The 14,926-nt window shown below is 65.4% G+C and carries 17 protein-coding genes; 6 read left to right on the top strand and 11 right to left on the bottom strand.

The annotated features are described in order from the left end of the window. From RCJ92_RS11350 to RCJ92_RS11340, 3 genes are all read left to right on the top strand, one after another. The coding region (locus RCJ92_RS11350) for a hypothetical protein (protein WP_446754616.1) at positions 1–291 on the top strand (291 nt) is incomplete at its 5' end. Then, positions 285–1,526, top strand: coding sequence for a sensor histidine kinase (locus RCJ92_RS11345; RefSeq protein ID WP_446754615.1), 1,242 nt, complete (start codon positions 285–287; stop codon positions 1,524–1,526). The genes RCJ92_RS11350 and RCJ92_RS11345, both read left to right, overlap by 7 nt. Before the next feature lie 2 nt (positions 1,527–1,528). After that, positions 1,529–2,203, top strand: a complete 675-nt coding sequence (locus RCJ92_RS11340; protein WP_396278101.1) for a response regulator — start codon at positions 1,529–1,531, stop codon at positions 2,201–2,203. Positions 2,204–2,626: 423 nt separating this feature from the next. On the opposite strand, the gene RCJ92_RS11335 is transcribed toward RCJ92_RS11340, so the two are convergent. The 9 genes from RCJ92_RS11335 to RCJ92_RS11295 all read right to left on the bottom strand — a co-directional run bounded on the left by RCJ92_RS11335 (position 2,627) and on the right by RCJ92_RS11295 (position 11,232). Further along, on the bottom strand, positions 2,627–3,415 hold the full coding sequence (locus RCJ92_RS11335; RefSeq protein WP_138173434.1) for a TSUP family transporter: 789 nt from the start codon (positions 3,413–3,415) through the stop codon (positions 2,627–2,629). Positions 3,416–3,505: 90 nt separating this feature from the next. After that, on the bottom strand, positions 3,506–5,293 hold the full coding sequence (locus RCJ92_RS11330; protein WP_446754614.1) for a proline--tRNA ligase: 1,788 nt from the start codon (positions 5,291–5,293) through the stop codon (positions 3,506–3,508). 233 nt (positions 5,294–5,526) lie between these two features. Next, positions 5,527–5,847, bottom strand: a complete 321-nt coding sequence (locus tag RCJ92_RS11325) for a hypothetical protein (RefSeq protein ID WP_054820846.1) — start codon at positions 5,845–5,847, stop codon at positions 5,527–5,529. Between the two features lie 8 nt (positions 5,848–5,855). Next, complete coding sequence (locus RCJ92_RS11320) at positions 5,856–6,614, bottom strand: hypothetical protein (protein ID WP_446754613.1); 759 nt, start codon at positions 6,612–6,614, stop codon at positions 5,856–5,858. 119 nt (positions 6,615–6,733) lie between these two features. Continuing rightward, complete coding sequence (locus RCJ92_RS11315) at positions 6,734–7,474, bottom strand: hypothetical protein (protein WP_360028708.1); 741 nt, start codon at positions 7,472–7,474, stop codon at positions 6,734–6,736. Positions 7,475–7,654: 180 nt separating this feature from the next. Further along, positions 7,655–8,314 carry a hypothetical protein gene (locus RCJ92_RS11310; protein WP_446754612.1) on the bottom strand — a complete coding sequence of 220 codons (660 nt, stop codon included), beginning with the start codon at positions 8,312–8,314 and terminating at the stop codon, positions 7,655–7,657. 115 nt (positions 8,315–8,429) lie between these two features. Beyond that, positions 8,430–9,245 carry a GNAT family N-acetyltransferase gene (locus RCJ92_RS11305; protein ID WP_246049762.1) on the bottom strand — a complete coding sequence of 272 codons (816 nt, stop codon included), beginning with the start codon at positions 9,243–9,245 and terminating at the stop codon, positions 8,430–8,432. 25 nt (positions 9,246–9,270) lie between these two features. Continuing rightward, positions 9,271–10,437, bottom strand: a complete 1,167-nt coding sequence (gene ispG, locus RCJ92_RS11300) for a flavodoxin-dependent (E)-4-hydroxy-3-methylbut-2-enyl-diphosphate synthase (RefSeq protein WP_138173340.1) — start codon at positions 10,435–10,437, stop codon at positions 9,271–9,273. A 240-nt stretch (positions 10,438–10,677) separates the two neighbouring features. Further along, the gene (locus RCJ92_RS11295) at positions 10,678–11,232 is read right to left on the bottom strand and encodes an NAD(P)H-dependent oxidoreductase (RefSeq protein WP_446754611.1); all 555 of its coding nucleotides are present in this window, start codon (positions 11,230–11,232) and stop codon (positions 10,678–10,680) included. 301 nt (positions 11,233–11,533) lie between these two features. Between RCJ92_RS11295 and RCJ92_RS11290 the strand changes: the two genes are divergently transcribed. Further along, complete coding sequence (locus RCJ92_RS11290; RefSeq protein WP_054820842.1) at positions 11,534–11,905, top strand: DUF1622 domain-containing protein; 372 nt, start codon at positions 11,534–11,536, stop codon at positions 11,903–11,905. A 57-nt stretch (positions 11,906–11,962) separates the two neighbouring features. Here the strand turns inward: RCJ92_RS11290 and RCJ92_RS11285 are convergent, their stop codons facing one another. Next, on the bottom strand, positions 11,963–12,475 hold the full coding sequence (locus tag RCJ92_RS11285; RefSeq protein ID WP_446754610.1) for a DUF421 domain-containing protein: 513 nt from the start codon (positions 12,473–12,475) through the stop codon (positions 11,963–11,965). 336 nt (positions 12,476–12,811) lie between these two features. Between RCJ92_RS11285 and RCJ92_RS11280 the strand changes: the two genes are divergently transcribed. After that, positions 12,812–13,324, top strand: a complete 513-nt coding sequence (locus RCJ92_RS11280) for a DUF2243 domain-containing protein (RefSeq protein WP_054820840.1) — start codon at positions 12,812–12,814, stop codon at positions 13,322–13,324. 8 nt (positions 13,325–13,332) lie between these two features. After that, a complete protein-coding gene (locus RCJ92_RS11275) occupies positions 13,333–14,154 on the top strand; it encodes a cytochrome c oxidase assembly protein (RefSeq protein WP_446754609.1) in 822 nt (273 codons plus the stop codon). 42 nt (positions 14,155–14,196) lie between these two features. On the opposite strand, the gene RCJ92_RS11270 is transcribed toward RCJ92_RS11275, so the two are convergent. Continuing rightward, the coding region (locus RCJ92_RS11270; RefSeq protein WP_446754608.1) for a phytoene desaturase family protein at positions 14,197–14,926 on the bottom strand (730 nt) is incomplete at its 5' end.

The following is a 14,926-nucleotide window of genomic DNA, read 5'->3' as shown; positions in this document are numbered from 1 at the left end:
CTGCTGACCGGCTGGGCCATCCGGGATGACGCAGTGCTGGTACGCGCATCCGGGCTGGATGAATCGGCCACCGTCACGGTCAACGGCCGGAACCTTGGGGTGCTCAAGGTCCATGAGAGCACCACCGGAAAGGGGAACTGGGAGCCGCTCAGCGCCCTGCAGCTGCCCGCCGGCACCCTGGAGGTGAGCGGGGACGCCTTCCCGCCCGGGCTGGAACCGCCCCGCCCGCCGGGTGACCCGGTGCGCCAGCCGGGTTGGTGCCACTACTTCCCCTGGTTGCCGCGATGCTGAAACGACCCCGCCTGATGCGCACCGTCGCCACGCTCCTGGTCTTCGGCATTGACCTGGCGATCTGGAGCACGGCGCCGCCGATGATCGGCAGCTTCCAGGTGCCGTATTGGCTGCTGTTCAGCCTCTGCGTGATCGCCTACGCCTGGCTCCTGCTGGGCCGCTCCCCCTGGTACGGCTACATCGCGATGATGCTGATGGCCAGCGTGGCCTTGGGCGTGGAGACCTTCGAATACATGGGCGGCTACCTGATGGCGCTGTTCCTGGTGGCCCGCAACGTGCCAGGGCGCAAGTCGGTGTATGCGCTGGCTGGCTCGGTCTACCCGATTGGCGTCATTTCCTTTAACGCGCTGACGTATGACGGCCCGGTATCCCTGGTGACCACGTTCATCGTGGTGGGACTGTGGACGCTGCTGAGCCTGGCCGCCTGGAGTGCCGGGCGGGCCCTGCTGAACAATGACCACCAGCTGGTCACCGAGCGCCGGTGGGCCGAAGAGGCGCTGGATGAGGCCACCGCCACCGAGCGGCTGCGCATCAGCCGGGACCTGCATGACTCGGTCGCCCACTCGATGACCGCCATTGTGCTGCAGGTCGCCGGGGTGCGCACCGTGCTCAAGAGCGGGAAGGACGGGGTGGACGTGGACAAGGTGCTGGAGGACGTGCAATCCACCGCCGAGCAAAGCATGCGCGAACTGCACCGGTTGCTGGGCATGCTGCGCAGCGCCGAGCACAACGGCTCCTCCGACCGGCCCCACAGCATCGCGGATGTGGCCGAACTGGTCGCCTCGGCCCGCGCCTCCGGACTGGAGGTGGAGGAACACGTCACCGGCAGGGAACGGCCACTGGACCCCAGCATCAGCCACGCCGCCTACCGCGTGGTGCAGGAGGGCCTGTCCAACGCGATGAAGCACGCCGGCACCGGGGCGAAGGTGGAGTTGGGCATCGACTGGAGCAGCAGCGAGCTGGTGCTCACGGTGCGTTCAATCTCAGGATTGATCAAGAAGCCCGGGGTCTCCGGCGGGTACGGGCTGCTGGGACTGCGCGAACGCATCAGCGTCTCGGGCGGCACGCTGGACCACGGGGCGACCAGCAACGGCTACCTGCTCAAGGCCACCCTACCGGTCACCGGGCAGGGCGAGCTGTCCGGCTCCGGAGCGCCGCAGCAGACGGGGCTTACCGGGCCGGGCCGGGCGCCGGGGCTGCAGCCGGACGGGGTGCCGGGAAGCGAGGAGGAGTGAGCATGATCGATGTGTTGATTGTCGATGACCAGCCGCTGGTGCGCGCCGGAATCAGCATGCTGTTGATGGCCGAGGATGACATTCGGGTCATCGGGGAGGCTGGTTCCGGACAGCAGGCCCTGCAGCTGGCGCGCAGCTCGTGCCCGGATGTGGTGCTCATGGACGTGCGGATGCCGGGCATGGACGGGGTGGCCGCAACCCGGGAGCTGGTGCGCGAATCGAAGGGGAACCCGGACCGGTTGGTTCGGGTGCTGATCATGACCACCTTTGACGATGAGGACGTGGTGGTCCAGGCGCTGCAGGCCGGGGCCAGCGGCTACCTGCTCAAGCACGCCTCCCCCACCGAGATCGCCGACGCGATCCGGCGGGTGGCCGCCGGGGACACCTGGCTGGATGCCACCGCGGCCACGCGCCTGGTGCAGCGGCTGCGCGCCTCCTCGGCGGTGCCCACCGACATCACCGAGGTGCTCACCCCACGGGAACAGGAAGTACTGCGCCTGGTCGCGGCCGGGCTGTCCAACCAGGAAATCCGCGACACCCTGGTGCTCAGCGAGGCCACCGTGAAAACCCATGTGGCCCGGATCCTGTTCAAGACCGGGGCCCGGGACCGGGCCGCGGTGGTGGCGCTGGCCTACCGTTCGGGGTTCGTGCACCCCGACGACCCGGTGCCTGCCTAGCAGCGGCCCGTTGACCTGGCCTGTCCCCTGCCCGGTGGCCTCTGCAACCCAGGAGGGGAAAGATACCGTCCTGGTATGACGAAAAATGCTTGTGAATCAGTCAAGCTGAAAGGGAAATGATCAAACACCGGGATCGGTATGGGGCGTTCCCGGCACCATTTCGGCGGCCAGGTCAGATCCTTCGCCTGGTTGCCCAATGAGGATCGGGTTCACTTGGCAGGTCTTCACCGCTCAGACGGGCGCCCTTCACGGGTGCATCGCAGCAGTACGCCACGAACCGGATCGGGCTTCTTTGGGGGAGGAAGCCTTGGCCCATTGTCATCCCGCCGCTTCATGCGGGAGGACAATGGGTCCACCTCTTTAAGCGGCTGCTGCCCCCATGCTGGGTTTGCCCGCGGCCGCATGGTCTGGTGACCCGGCGCCCTATTTTCCGAGGATGAGATCCGAACCGAGCTTGATGATCAGCGCGGCCACCACGATCACGAAGATCACCCGGATGAACTTGCTGCCCTTGGAGATGGCCATCCGCGCGCCCAGGTAGCCGCCGAGCATGTTCATCACGCCCATGGCCAGGCCCAGGCCCACCAGCACGTGCCCGCCGGGCAGGAACAGCAGCAGCGCCCCCAGGTTGGTGGCCAGGTTCACGATCTTGGCCTTCGCCGAGGCCTCCAGGAAGCTGTAGCCGAGCACGGTGACCATCGCGATGATCAAAAACGATCCGGTGCCCGGACCGATCATCCCGTCATAGGCCCCGATCACCACCCCGATCAGCACCGCCCGCAGGTAGTGGGCGCTTCCGGTGTACTTCAGCTGGGACAGCTCCCCGGCCCGCGGCTTGGCGATGGTGAAGATCAGCACCGCCACCAGCGCGGCGATGATGATCGGTTCGATCAATTCGGTGGGCAGGATCACCGCGATCCCGGCCCCGCCGAACGCGCCGATCAGCGCGCACAGGGCCATGGGGATGGCGGTCTTCAGATCCGGGCTGGTGCGCCGGTAGTAGGTGATGGCGCTGGTGGTGGTCCCGAAGATGGAGCCGAGCTTGTTGGTGGCCAGCGCCTGGACGGGGGTGATGCCCGGAAACAGCAGCAGCGCGGGCAGCTGGATCAGTCCCCCGCCGCCGACCACCGCGTCGACCCACCCGGCGGCGAACCCTGCCAGGAGCAGCAGGGCCAGCGGCCAGGCGGCGACCGGTTCGGAGTTGACCGACAGGAAATCAAGGAGCTCTTGCACGCGCTGCTTCCTTACCGAAGTTGCTATCGAATCAACCCCGGCGGGTGCTTTCCCGCCGGGGTGGCAACGCTACTTGCTCAGTTCGGCGACGACCTCATCAAGCTTCACGTCGCGCCGTTCGCCGGTGGCCCGGTCCTTGACCTCCACCAGCCCGTCGGCCAGGCCGCGACCGACCACCACGATGGTCGGCACGCCGATCAGCTCGGCGTCGGAGAACTTCACGCCGGCCGAGAGCTTGGGACGGTCATCGAAGATGACATCCAGCCCGGCCGCCTCAAATTCCTCGGCCAGCTTCGCGCCGGCCTGCATTAGTTCGGCTCCCTTGCCGGTGACCACCAAGTGGATGTCCGCCGGGGCGATCTGCCGGGGCCAGGTCAGCCCGTTCTCGTCGTGGTAGGACTCGGCCAGGGCGGCGACCGCGCGGGTGACGCCCACACCGTAGGAGCCCATGGTGACCACCTGCAGCTTGCCATTGGAGTCCAGCACCTTCAAGTCCAGGGACTCGGCGTACTTGCGGCCCAGCTGGAAGATGTGGCCCATTTCGATGCCGCGTTCGGTGCTCAGCGGCCCGGAGCCGTCCGGAGCCGGGTCACCGTCCAGCACGTTGACGGCCTCGATGGTGCCGTCCCAGGTGAAGTCGCGCTCAGCAACCAGGTTGAACACGTGCTTGCCGTGTTCGTTGGCCCCGGTGATCCAGGCGCTGCCGGGAACCACGCGCGGGTCAACCAGGTAGGTGACCTTCCCACTGGTTTCGGCGCCCAGCAGCTGCTGGTCGCGGCCCAGGCCGGGGCCCAGGTAGCCGGTGACGATTTCCGGGTGCTTCTTCAGGTCCTCGGCGCTGGCCTGTTCGACCTGCACCTCTCCGTTGATGCCCAGCGCCGCGCCGATGGTGGCTTCCACGCGCTTTTCATCGACCTGCCGGTCCCCGGGCACGCCCAGGACGACCAGGTGGCGTTCGCCCTCGGGGTCCACGATCGCCAGCACCACGTTTTTCAGGGTGTCCTTGGCTTCCCATTCGCGTTCGGCACGCGGACGCAGCTGGTTTGCTGCGGCAACCAGGGTTTCGATGGTCGGGGTGTCCGGGGTGTCCAGCACCTCGAAGGGTTCGGCGTTCGCGTAGTCGATGGACTCGGGCACCACGGTGGTCACGGCCTCCACGTTGGCGGCGTAGCCACCCGGGGAGCGCACGAAGGTGTCCTCGCCGATCTCGGTGGGGTGTAGGAATTCCTCGGACTTCGACCCGCCCATTGCTCCGGCCTGGGCATATACCGGAACGACTTCCAGGCCCAGGCGCTCGAAGATCTTCAGGTAGGCGGCGCGGTGTGCGGCGTACGCCTCGTCCAGGCCCTCGTCGTCGATGTTGAAGGAATAGGAGTCCTTCATGATGAACTCGCGCCCACGCAGCAGGCCGGCCCGCGGGCGGGCCTCATCACGGTACTTGTGCTGGATCTGGTAGAGGTACACCGGCAGGTCCTTGTACGAGGAGTACAGGTCCTTGACCAGCAGGGTGAACATTTCCTCGTGGGTCGGGGCCAGCAGATAGTCCGCGTCCTTACGGTCCTTGAGCCGGAAGAGCGCCTCCCCGTATTCGGTCCAGCGCCCGGTCTGCTCGTAGGGTTCGCGCGGCAGCAGCGCCGGGAAGTGCACTTCCTGGCCACCGATGGCGTTCATTTCCTCGCGGATGATGTTTTCGACCTTGCCCAGCACCTTCAGGCCCAGCGGCAGCCAGGTGTAGATTCCCGGGGCGGCACGGCGGATGTAACCGGCACGCACCAGCAGCTTGTGGCTGGCAACCTCGGCGTCAACCGGATCTTCGCGCAGGGTGCGCAGGAACATGGTGGAAAGCTTCAAAACCACGCGTCGTATCCTTTTCCGTAAGTTGCACACCTCGACCGGAGTGACCGGTGGGCCATGAACTTAGCAATGCAAATCTTGTGGGTTTGGCCGATTTGACGGCCACCAACAATCTTAGCCGGTCACACCGGCCCCAAACACATTGCCTTGTTGGGCATGACGGGCCCGGTACCGCGCTTTCGGCCGCTGTTCCGAGCTGTCGAACGACGTAGCGCATTGCCGCCGGGGTTCTTTCCCTAGTGCTGCTGCCACCGGGCAACGGCGAAGGGGGAATGGTTCCAGGGTCCGTTGCGAAAGATGATCTGCAGCGGTGCCGATGCCTGGTGGGTGGGGGTTACGGTCCGCTGTTGCGGCGCCCAGCCAAGCAGTTGGCCCCGACGGGTGTACCGAATCCCGGCGCCAATGCAGACCGTGCCGGACGGGATGGTAACGCGCAGCGAACTGCCCCAGGCCGTCTCGTATTCTATGTGGTCAACCACCACGAACGGACGGGCGAAGAGACCGATGAACCACCCGTTGAGCCAGTGGGTCTTGACTTGGATGTGCGCCGGAGCCACCGCGGGTCCTAGCGCATGGACTCAAGCGCCGCGAAAGCCTTGTTGGCGTTCTTGGCCAGTGAGGAAAGCACCTGTTGAACGTCGACTTCCTCACCACCATGGGTGCTCATGACGACATCGGTGACCGAAACGTACTCGTTGCCGTGCAGCCCCTGGACGGATACCGCCACGGCGGTGGTGTTGCTGCCCTGCGGACCGGTGGTGGTGAGCTGGAAGGCGGATGCCTGGTCGGCAGCGAGGTTGGTCTGCAGCGTTTTGATCTGCCGTTCGATGTCCTGACCCTTGACGTGTTCGGTGACCTGTTCACACCCGTCGAAGCTGTCGGGTTGCAGCAGCTGCCGCACGGTGTCCAGCTTGGTGTCATCCAGGGAGATCACTTGATAGGTGCGGCTGGAGGAAGCGGTTTGGGAGGTGCCAACGACTTGGGTGGAGGTACCCAGGTCGCTAAGCGAGGAGCCGGCCAGGACCTGACGGCACTTGGCCGGCTCAACCTGCACCCCGTCGAACTGCTGCTTCATGGCCTGGGACTGGGCTCTAAGTTCCTCGGTGGTCAGAATGTGGGCGCCTTCGGCGTCCCCGAGCAACTGTTCAACGACCTTCATGGCCTGCTCATCGCTCAAAATCGAATTTTCCGATGAGACGGGCGCCGGGGACTGGGTTGTGCTGGCCGTGGGCGCGACACCGCTGCCGTATTCCACGGTACCGCTGCAGCCTGCCAGCACGAAAGCTGTGGCCAGGGGCAGGATCATCATTGAGCGCTTCTGCACTGCGAACTCCTTGTGTGGTTGATTTTCCTGCCCGGGCCGGGCACGCCGCGAACAGCGTGAAGCCGGGTGGTCAGCCGGATTTCGTGTCGTTGAACGGCTCGAAATCCGGCTGCACTAGGTTACTTGACGTTCTTGGCCTCCGCCAATCCCTTGTTGACGTCCTTGATCAGGGAGTCGATCAGGTTCTGGCTGTCCTTCACGTCGCCCGAGGCGCTGGCCGAGATGGCGGTGCGCCCGTCCAGGGCCTGGACGCTGATGCTGTTCATCGGCACGTCCACTCCGTCCATGGCGACATTGGTCTTGGTCACCACGGTCAGCTCTGCGTCCGAGGTGCCGTCGAGGATTTCTGCTGACGCCGTCAGCTTCTGACCCTGGGCCTCCATGGTGAAGCTATCGCAGCCGTTCAGGTCCTTGGATTCGGCGCCTTTGCGGGCGGCCTCCAGCTTGGCGTCATCTTCGTAGGAGGCCACGGAGTAGCTCTTGGCGTTGGTGCCGTCCACAACGGTGGCGACCGCCATGTTGATGCCTTCTACGTCCCAGGAACTCTGCTCGGCGATCACCTCGGCGCACTTGGCCGGCTCGATCTTCATTTCATCGATCATCTTCTTGGCCTGGGGCATGTTCGCGGCGATGGTGTCCCCGTCGAGCACCTGTGCCTTCTCCTCGCCCTCCACCATCGATTCGGCCACGGTCTTGACCTGCGCGCCGTCCAGGGTTGGGGCCTCGTTGGCCGGCTGGCTCTGGGCCTGGCCTGCGTCGGCGGGCGCGGAGTCGTTCGATCCACTGTTGTCGGATCCTCCACAACCGGACAGGGCAAATGCGGCTGCCAGCGGCAGAATCATCAGCGAACGCTTCTTCATGGCTACTCCCTCAAGTTAGATGATCGTTCTCGAGCAGTCTATTAGAATAATGATTGGAAATAAAACTCGTGACGCGAACTTTTTCGGGATTTTTCTGCCGCTCGGATCGATTCATTCCATGTATTTGAATTGAAGCGGCGCGCCACCACGCCCTGCCCGCCGCGGGTCTGCGGTTCTCGGCTACTGCTGGTCGCGCACCAGCTCCAGCACCCGATCGGCATCTTCGCTCGCCTGTTCCAGCTGCTGCGCCTGGTTTTTCCTATCCAGTGGCTGGCTGATGGTGACCATCAGGTTGCCGTGGGCCGCGCGCACCACCATCTGCTGCATCGCCGCCGAGCCATCGCTGCTGGTGAGCAGGTGGGCGCGGGAATACTCGGCACCGGAGAACACCGGCTGCTTGGCCAGGTGATAGGCCACGTGCTTGTCCCCGCGCAGCACCGTGTATCGGGTGCATTTGCTGGACAATTCATCGTCCTTGGCCAGCCGGTCGTTTAGCGTCTGGGTGTCCCTGAAGGCAGCCGCGGCCACGGTGCCCTCATCGGTTTCCAGCAGTGCCATGGTGGCGCCGGCCAGCTGCTCAGCCAGGGGGATGTCCATGATCGGGCCGCATTCAGCGGGGTTGACCTTAATGTCCTTTAGCCAGCTCTGGGCGGCAGGAATGGTGCGGCGCAGCTCTTCGTCGTCGATGAGGTGAGCGTCCTTGGCCCCCTGGGAAAATTCGTTCAGTGCATCGTGCATCTGGCTCGCGGAACGTTCAATGGCCGCCGCCTGGGAACCGCCTTCGGCGGCATCGGTCGGTTCCGCGCTGCAGCCAGCCATTGTCGCGGATAATGCCACCATCAGGGGTAGCACCGTGAAGCGACGTCCCCTGCGCAGTATCATTGCCCAGCCTTTCGCCTCATGATTCACGGCTCTTGAAAATATCCTTGGGCGCGCCAATTCGCCTCAATAAAGGTTAGAACAGAATGGTCGCGAATGTGCCGATTTGGCGGAAACCCACGCGCTCGTAGCTGCGGATCGCCGCAGTGTTGTAGTCATTGACATATAGGCTCGCGACCGGCGCGAAGCTCAGCGCGTGGTTGACCACGGCAGACATGTACCCGGCGGCCAGCCCTTGCCCGCGGTAGCGGGGGTTGATCCACACGCCCTGGATCTGGGTGGCCTTGGCGGTCACGGTGCCCAGGTCCGCCTTGAAGATCACCTCTCCGTACTGGTCCACATCGAAGAAGGTGTGGCCTTGGCGCAACATGTTGCGCACCCGGCTGCGGTAGTACCCTCCCCCGCTTTCCAGCGGCGAGTAGCCCAATTCCTCTTCGAACATTGCCGCACTGGCGGGCAGCACCAAATCGAAGTCCTGCAGGGTGGCGGTGCGCAGCGTGGTGGCCGGCGGAACCGGGGAAAGGTCTTCGATGGTCATCAGCGGCTGGTTGGCGCGCACGTCAAAAATGCGCTGAGGTCCGGTGGACAGCACCGGCTCCATGGCCATTACCGCCTCGCGCGGGCCGAAGACCGAGGCGAAACGCTGCCGGGTGGCCAAGGCCCGACGCGCATAGGCCTGGGCGTAGGTGTAGTGCATGGCGGTGGGCACGATATTGGCGCCCACCCAGCACGCATTGCTCAGTTCCCCGGGATTTTTGGGCGCGAAGATCTGGGCGAAGCTGTCAGGCGCAGCCGAACGGTGTTGGTCCAGCTGCGCCCGCAGGAAAATGTTGGTGACCGGATCTTCATCCAGCATCGCGAGCAGGGCCGGGGTATCGCTCCGGCCCAGCACGCGCGTTACCTGGTCGGCTTCGTCCTTAGCTGACGGTAACCACGGGAGAACCCGCGGCAGGATTTTCGCCATCGTTCACGCCCATCTCACTGGCAATTCGCTGCGCCTCTTCGATCAGGGTCTCCACGATCTCATCCTCGGGCACGGTCTTGATGACCTCGCCCTTGACGAAGATCTGGCCCTTGCCGTTGCCGGAGGCCACCCCGAGGTCGGCGTCGCGGGCCTCGCCCGGCCCGTTGACGACGCAGCCCATGACGGCCACGCGCAGCGGCGCCTCCATGCCTTCCAGCCCGGCGGTGACCTTGTCGGCCAGCGTGTAGACATCCACCTGGGCGCGTCCGCAGGACGGGCAGGAGACGATGTCAAGCTTGCGCGGGCGCAGGTTCAGCGATTCCAGGATCTGGTTGCCAACCTTGACCTCTTCCACCGGAGGGGCGGAGAGCGAGACGCGGATGGTGTCGCCGATCCCCTGCGAGAGCAGGGCGCCGAAGGCGGTCGCGGACTTGATGGTGCCTTGGAATGCCGGGCCCGCCTCGGTGACGCCCAGGTGCAGCGGCCAGTCCCCGGATTCTGCCAGCAGCTGGTAGGCGCGCACCATGATCACCGGGTCGCTGTGCTTGACCGAGATCTTGAAGTCGTGGAAACCGTGTTCCTCGAACAGGGAGGCTTCCCAGATCGCCGACTCAACCAGCGCCTCCGGGGTTGCCTTGCCGTACTTCTTCAGCAGCTTGGGGTGCAGGGATCCGCCGTTGACGCCGATGCGGATCGAGGTGCCGTGGTCCTTGGCGGCCTGGGCGATTTCCTTGACCTGGTCATCGAACTTGCGGATGTTGCCCGGGTTCACGCGCACCGCACCGCAGCCGGCCTCGATGGCGGCAAAAACGTACTTGGGCTGGAAGTGGATGTCCGCGATGACCGGGATCTGCGACTTCATCGCGATGATCTTCAGCGCCTCGGCGTCCTTGTCGGTGGGGCAGGCCACCCGGACAATGTCGCAGCCGGCAGCCGTGAGCTCCGCGATCTGCTGCAGGGTCGCATTGATGTCATGCGTCTTGGTGGTGGTCATCGTCTGGACGCTGATTGGCGAGTCCGACCCGATGCCCACGCTGCCGACTTTAAACTGACGGGTCTTGCGACGGGGGGCGATGACCGGCGGGGGTGCAGCCGGCATGCCGAGTTTGACCGAAGTCAATGGAGGCCTCCGAAGGATCTGTAGGTAGTTCTCAAGTCCAAGTATGTCACTGTCTGCGCCCGAAGGGGTACGGATGCGAGCTAAACCACCCGGGCACCGGTGCACGCATCGGCCCGGAGCCCGGGATAGCCGCCCGGGTACGAACGCGTCCCCCGCCTTCAACGGATTGGCGGGGGACGCAGGGGGTGGGCCCGAAGGGGTAGGTCGGGCCCGCGGGCCGGGCAACGGCCTGGAGGGAAACTAGTTGGCTTCGGCGATGCGGCGGATGTCGCTGAGCATGCCCGAGACCTGCTCGGCCACCTCGGCGTCATCCTTCGGGTGGGTCTCGGCGAAGCGGACCACGGAGTTCGGGATGGCGATCTTGATGTCCTCGATCACCTTGGCGCCGGCGATTCCCAGGGCCTTGCGGGCCTCATCCTGGGCCCACACTCCACCGTACTGCCCGAAGGCGGTGCCGATGACTGCGGTCGGCAGGCCGGTGGCCGCCGAGGCGCCGAAGGGGCGTGAGAGCCAGTCAATGGCGTTCTTCAGCACGGCCGGCATGGTTCCGTTGTACTCCGGGGAGACCACCAGCAGGGCGTCGGCCTCGGCCACTGCGGCACGCAGGGCCGCGGCGGCGGCGGGAACCTGGCCCTCGACGTCCTTGTCCTCGTTGTAGAACGGCAGGTTCTCCAGGCCGGAATACACGCTGACTTCCATGCCTTCCGGGGCGTTTTCGACAGTGGCTTCGGCCAGCTGGCGGTTGGTGGAACCATTGCGCAGGGAACCGACAAGGGTCAGGACCTTGGTCGCCATAGGGCGTCTCCTTAGATAGTGAAGCTAGAACACCGCGTCATACTGATGACGCTTCAACTACCTAAACAGTACCCTTCCGTACTGCATTCCGTTTGAGGGCTGTGACGCTGGACACGGCCAGCGTTCTGGTTTCCGCCCCGCGCCGGCTTGCGGGTGGATTGCCAGGGGACAGAGCGTTCCGTGCTCCTGCCCCTGGGAATCGTTCTGCTCCCAACTTCGGAGAACCTTTGAACCCATTTCGCCGGCATAGCCGGAGTCCTACGGTAAGGAACAAGAACCGATCCGACACCAGGAGGAAAACATGGACAGCTTTCAACACTTCATCGATTCCGCTGGGCGGGCCGTGGATGCCGTCGGCGTTGCCGCCGTTATTATCGGTACGCTGCTGGCCGCGCTCTTCGCCGCCACCCGGTTGCTACGCCGCGAGGGCGAGGTCTACCGAAAGTTCCGCCAGTTTCTGGGGCGCTCCATCCTGCTGGGCCTTGAACTGCTGGTGGCGGCCGATATCATTCGCACCGTGGCGGTCACCCCGTCCATGGAAAGCGTTGCGGTGCTCGCCGCGATTGTGCTGATCCGAACCTTCCTCAGCTGGTCGCTGGAATTGGAGATTACCGGGCGTTGGCCCTGGCAGAAGCGGCCAGAAGGCGCAGAAGCCGAGCCGGACGCCGCCTGAGGCGTGAAGCGCCACATCCAGTCCGCGACGGGGATCAGTGGACGGCAGGAGCCTTGATCAGAAGGGCGGGTCGGTGGGTTCGCTTTCCCCTCCGTCACGGCGGACGATGCTGATCATCCCGTTGGGTTCCACATAGGCCCGTTCAACCTGCCCAACTTCTTCAATCCCGTGCAGACGCAGTTGTGATTCCACTTCCGCCCGGGTCATGAATTCTCGGAGCATGACCTTCCGGTTTAGCCTGCCGTTCTTGATCAGCAGCTTCGGCTTGGCCTTGAGCAGTCGAGCGACGAAGGGGAAACGATAAGCCAGCGCATCAACAATGACACTCCACGCCAGCATCGTGACGATCAGGATCAGTCCGTCCCCAATCGACTCCCCCTCGCCGTTCAGTCCCGGGGCTGCCGCCTGGGCCACCAGCACCACCAAGAGCACGTCGGTGATGCCCAGGCCCCCGGATTCCCGCTGACCGACCACACGCATCAGGATGAGCAAGGCAAGGAAGATGATGGTTCCGCGCACCACCACCTCCAGCAAGGGCAGGGTCGGGGCCAAAATTGAATTCCAGTCCATGGCCCATTCATGCCATGTCCGCTGAGGACCTGCCCGACTCCGAGGAGGGTACGGAACGTTGCCTGAAGGTCCCCGAGGAAACAGGGCGGCCCCATTGCGGTTTCCGGTTGTCGGCGCGAGGATTCTTAGGGTCTTGGATGCCGCTGTGCACGGAGCCGTCCTGGAGCAAAGTGGCTGCGGCCGGGTCGTAACAGCAGCGGTGGGAAATGGAAAGGGGTGCGCCATCGGTTGCCAGTCGGCGCGACAGCTCTAGGCAGGCGGCACGCAGATTCGATGGTGGGCAGGCTCCGTGGGGGACACAATGGCCTGGTCTGACACCAAAGCGGAGGTTTTCTGATGTCCAGTGCTGAGGCAAATGACCGCCGGGGTGCGCCGGCACGCTCCGGGAAGGGCCGGGGTGGCATCAACCCCGCCCGGCGCACCATCCTTTCCGGGTTCCTCTTCGGTTGCGGCATCGCCGCCTCGATGATCGACCTGTTCATCTTTCACCTCGGGCTGCAATGGCACCACTTCTACGACCTGTCCACCACCGAGGTCGCGTTGACCGCCGACGGGTTCTTCCATGCCTTTGGCTGGTTCATCACCATCTGGGGGTTGTTCCTGCTGGCCGATGTGCGGCGCCGGGGCGAGGTGAATTGGAAACGCTGGAGCGGTGCGCTGATCGCCGGGGTGGGCTTCTTCCAGCTCTTTGACGGGATTGTGGACCACAAGATCCTGCGAATCCACCAGATCCGCTACGACGTGGATCTGCTGCCCTACGACGCGATCTGGATTGGGTCGGCCGTGGTGCTGCTGCTGGTTGGGCTGCTGATCCTGTGGCGCGCCCGCCCGCACCGCACGGACACGTAGGCGGTTTCATGGGACATCGCCACCATGCCGCCCTGTTGGCAGCCCATGGCCACCAGCCCCTGGGCTGGCAGGTGTTTGAGGTTGTGGCCGTGTTGCTGCTGGCGGCAGCGGCGTTCGGTTACGCGGCGGGACTGGTCACCTCCCGGAACCGCGGCCGCTGGCCGGCGCCCCGCACGCTCGCCTGGTATGCGGGGCTGTTGTGTGCCGTGGCCGGGCTGGCTGGACCGGTGGCGACGGCCGCCCACAGCAGTTTTACGGCCCACATGCTCGGGCACCTGCTGTTGGGCATGCTCGCCCCGCTGCTGCTGGTGCTGGCCCACCCGATCACGCTGGCCCTGCGCGCCCTGCCGGTGAGGCAGGCGCGGGCCGTGACCCGGCTACTGCGCTCGGCCCCGATTCGGGTGCTCACCCATCCGTTCGTTGCCGCCATCCTGAACGCCGGCGGGCTGTGGCTGCTCTACACCACGGACCTGTATCACCTCATGCATTCCTCGGTGCTGCTCCATGCGGTGGTTCACGCGCACATCTTCCTGGCCGGGTACGTGTTCACCGCCTCCGTGGTTGGCGGAGATCCGGATCCGCACCGGGCCTCGTTCCGGATGCGGGCCACGGTGCTGGTCAGCTTCATCGCGGCCCACGCAATTCTGGCGAAGTGGTTGTACGCGCATCCGCCCGCCGGAGTGGAGGCCGCGGATGGGCGGGCCGGGGCCCAGCTGATGTACTACGGCGGGGATGCGGTGGACGTTGGCCTGATCGTGCTGCTGTTTATCGGCTGGTACGCCGCGACCCGTCCCAGGACCGGGGGCCGGCCGGCCGCGGACACGGTCTAAACGCCCCTCGGCCCCCGTCCCGCCCCGATCAGGCCAGCCGGTTCAGACCCGGATCCCGGAATCCTTCAGCGCCTGACGCGCCGCATGCCATCCGGCCATGCCGTGCACTCCCCCGCCCGGAGGGGTGGAGGAAGAGCACAGGTACAGTCCGGGCACCCCAAGCCGGTACGGGGTCAGGGACGCGGTGGGCCGCAGGAACTGCTGCAGCCCGTTCAGCGCACCGCCGCCGATATCCCCGCCCACCAGGTTCGGGTTCCAGGCCTCCAGTGCGGTCGGGTCCGTTTCCACCCGGCGCAGGACGCGATCCCGGAAGCCGGGGGCGAAGCGTTCAATCTGCTCATCAATCCTCTCCCCGGCCGGGCCCTGGTAGCCCTGCGGCACGTGGGCGTAGGCCCACACCACGTGCTTTCCGGCCGGGGCCCGCGAGGCGTCGGCGGAGGACGGCTGGACCACCATGACAAACGGGCGCTCGGGCAGCCGGCCCCGGGCGACCTCGCGTTCGGCCGCGACCAGTTCCTCGGCATTGCCCACCACGTGCACGGTGCCGGCATTGGCGGTGCGTGGATCCCGCCACGGTACCGGGCCGTCCAGCAGGTAATCGACCTTGTGGGCGGCGGTGCCGTAGCGCCAGCGCCCCAGCTGGGTGCGGTATCGGGCCGAGAGCCGGTCCCCGGCCAGCTGCAGGACCTGGCGCGGGGTGATGTCCAGCAGGTTTAGTTCGGCCGGAGGCAGCTCACCCAGGTCCTGGACCGGCACCTGGGTGTGGATCTGC

It is taken from the genome of Glutamicibacter sp. BSL13, from assembly GCF_052928425.1.
Note: the sequence above shows the minus strand (reverse complement) of the source record. Positions and strands in the feature narration are given on the sequence as shown.

Excerpts from the sequence above, each read along its gene's own strand:
- RCJ92_RS11315 (WP_360028708.1), bottom strand. The coding sequence starts at position 7,474 with ATGAAGAAGCGTTCGCTGATGATTCTGCCGCTGGCAGCCGCATTTGCC.
- RCJ92_RS11275 (WP_446754609.1), top strand. The coding sequence starts at position 13,333 with ATGGGACATCGCCACCATGCCGCCCTGTTGGCAGCCCATGGCCACCAG.
- RCJ92_RS11280 (WP_054820840.1), top strand. The coding sequence starts at position 12,812 with ATGTCCAGTGCTGAGGCAAATGACCGCCGGGGTGCGCCGGCACGCTCC.
- RCJ92_RS11285 (WP_446754610.1), bottom strand. The coding sequence starts at position 12,475 with ATGGACTGGAATTCAATTTTGGCCCCGACCCTGCCCTTGCTGGAGGTG.
- RCJ92_RS11295 (WP_446754611.1), bottom strand. The coding sequence starts at position 11,232 with ATGGCGACCAAGGTCCTGACCCTTGTCGGTTCCCTGCGCAATGGTTCC.
- RCJ92_RS11345 (WP_446754615.1), top strand. The coding sequence starts at position 285 with ATGCTGAAACGACCCCGCCTGATGCGCACCGTCGCCACGCTCCTGGTC.
- RCJ92_RS11310 (WP_446754612.1), bottom strand. The coding sequence starts at position 8,314 with ATGGTGGCATTATCCGCGACAATGGCTGGCTGCAGCGCGGAACCGACC.
- RCJ92_RS11290 (WP_054820842.1), top strand. The coding sequence starts at position 11,534 with ATGGACAGCTTTCAACACTTCATCGATTCCGCTGGGCGGGCCGTGGAT.
- RCJ92_RS11340 (WP_396278101.1), top strand. The coding sequence starts at position 1,529 with ATGATCGATGTGTTGATTGTCGATGACCAGCCGCTGGTGCGCGCCGGA.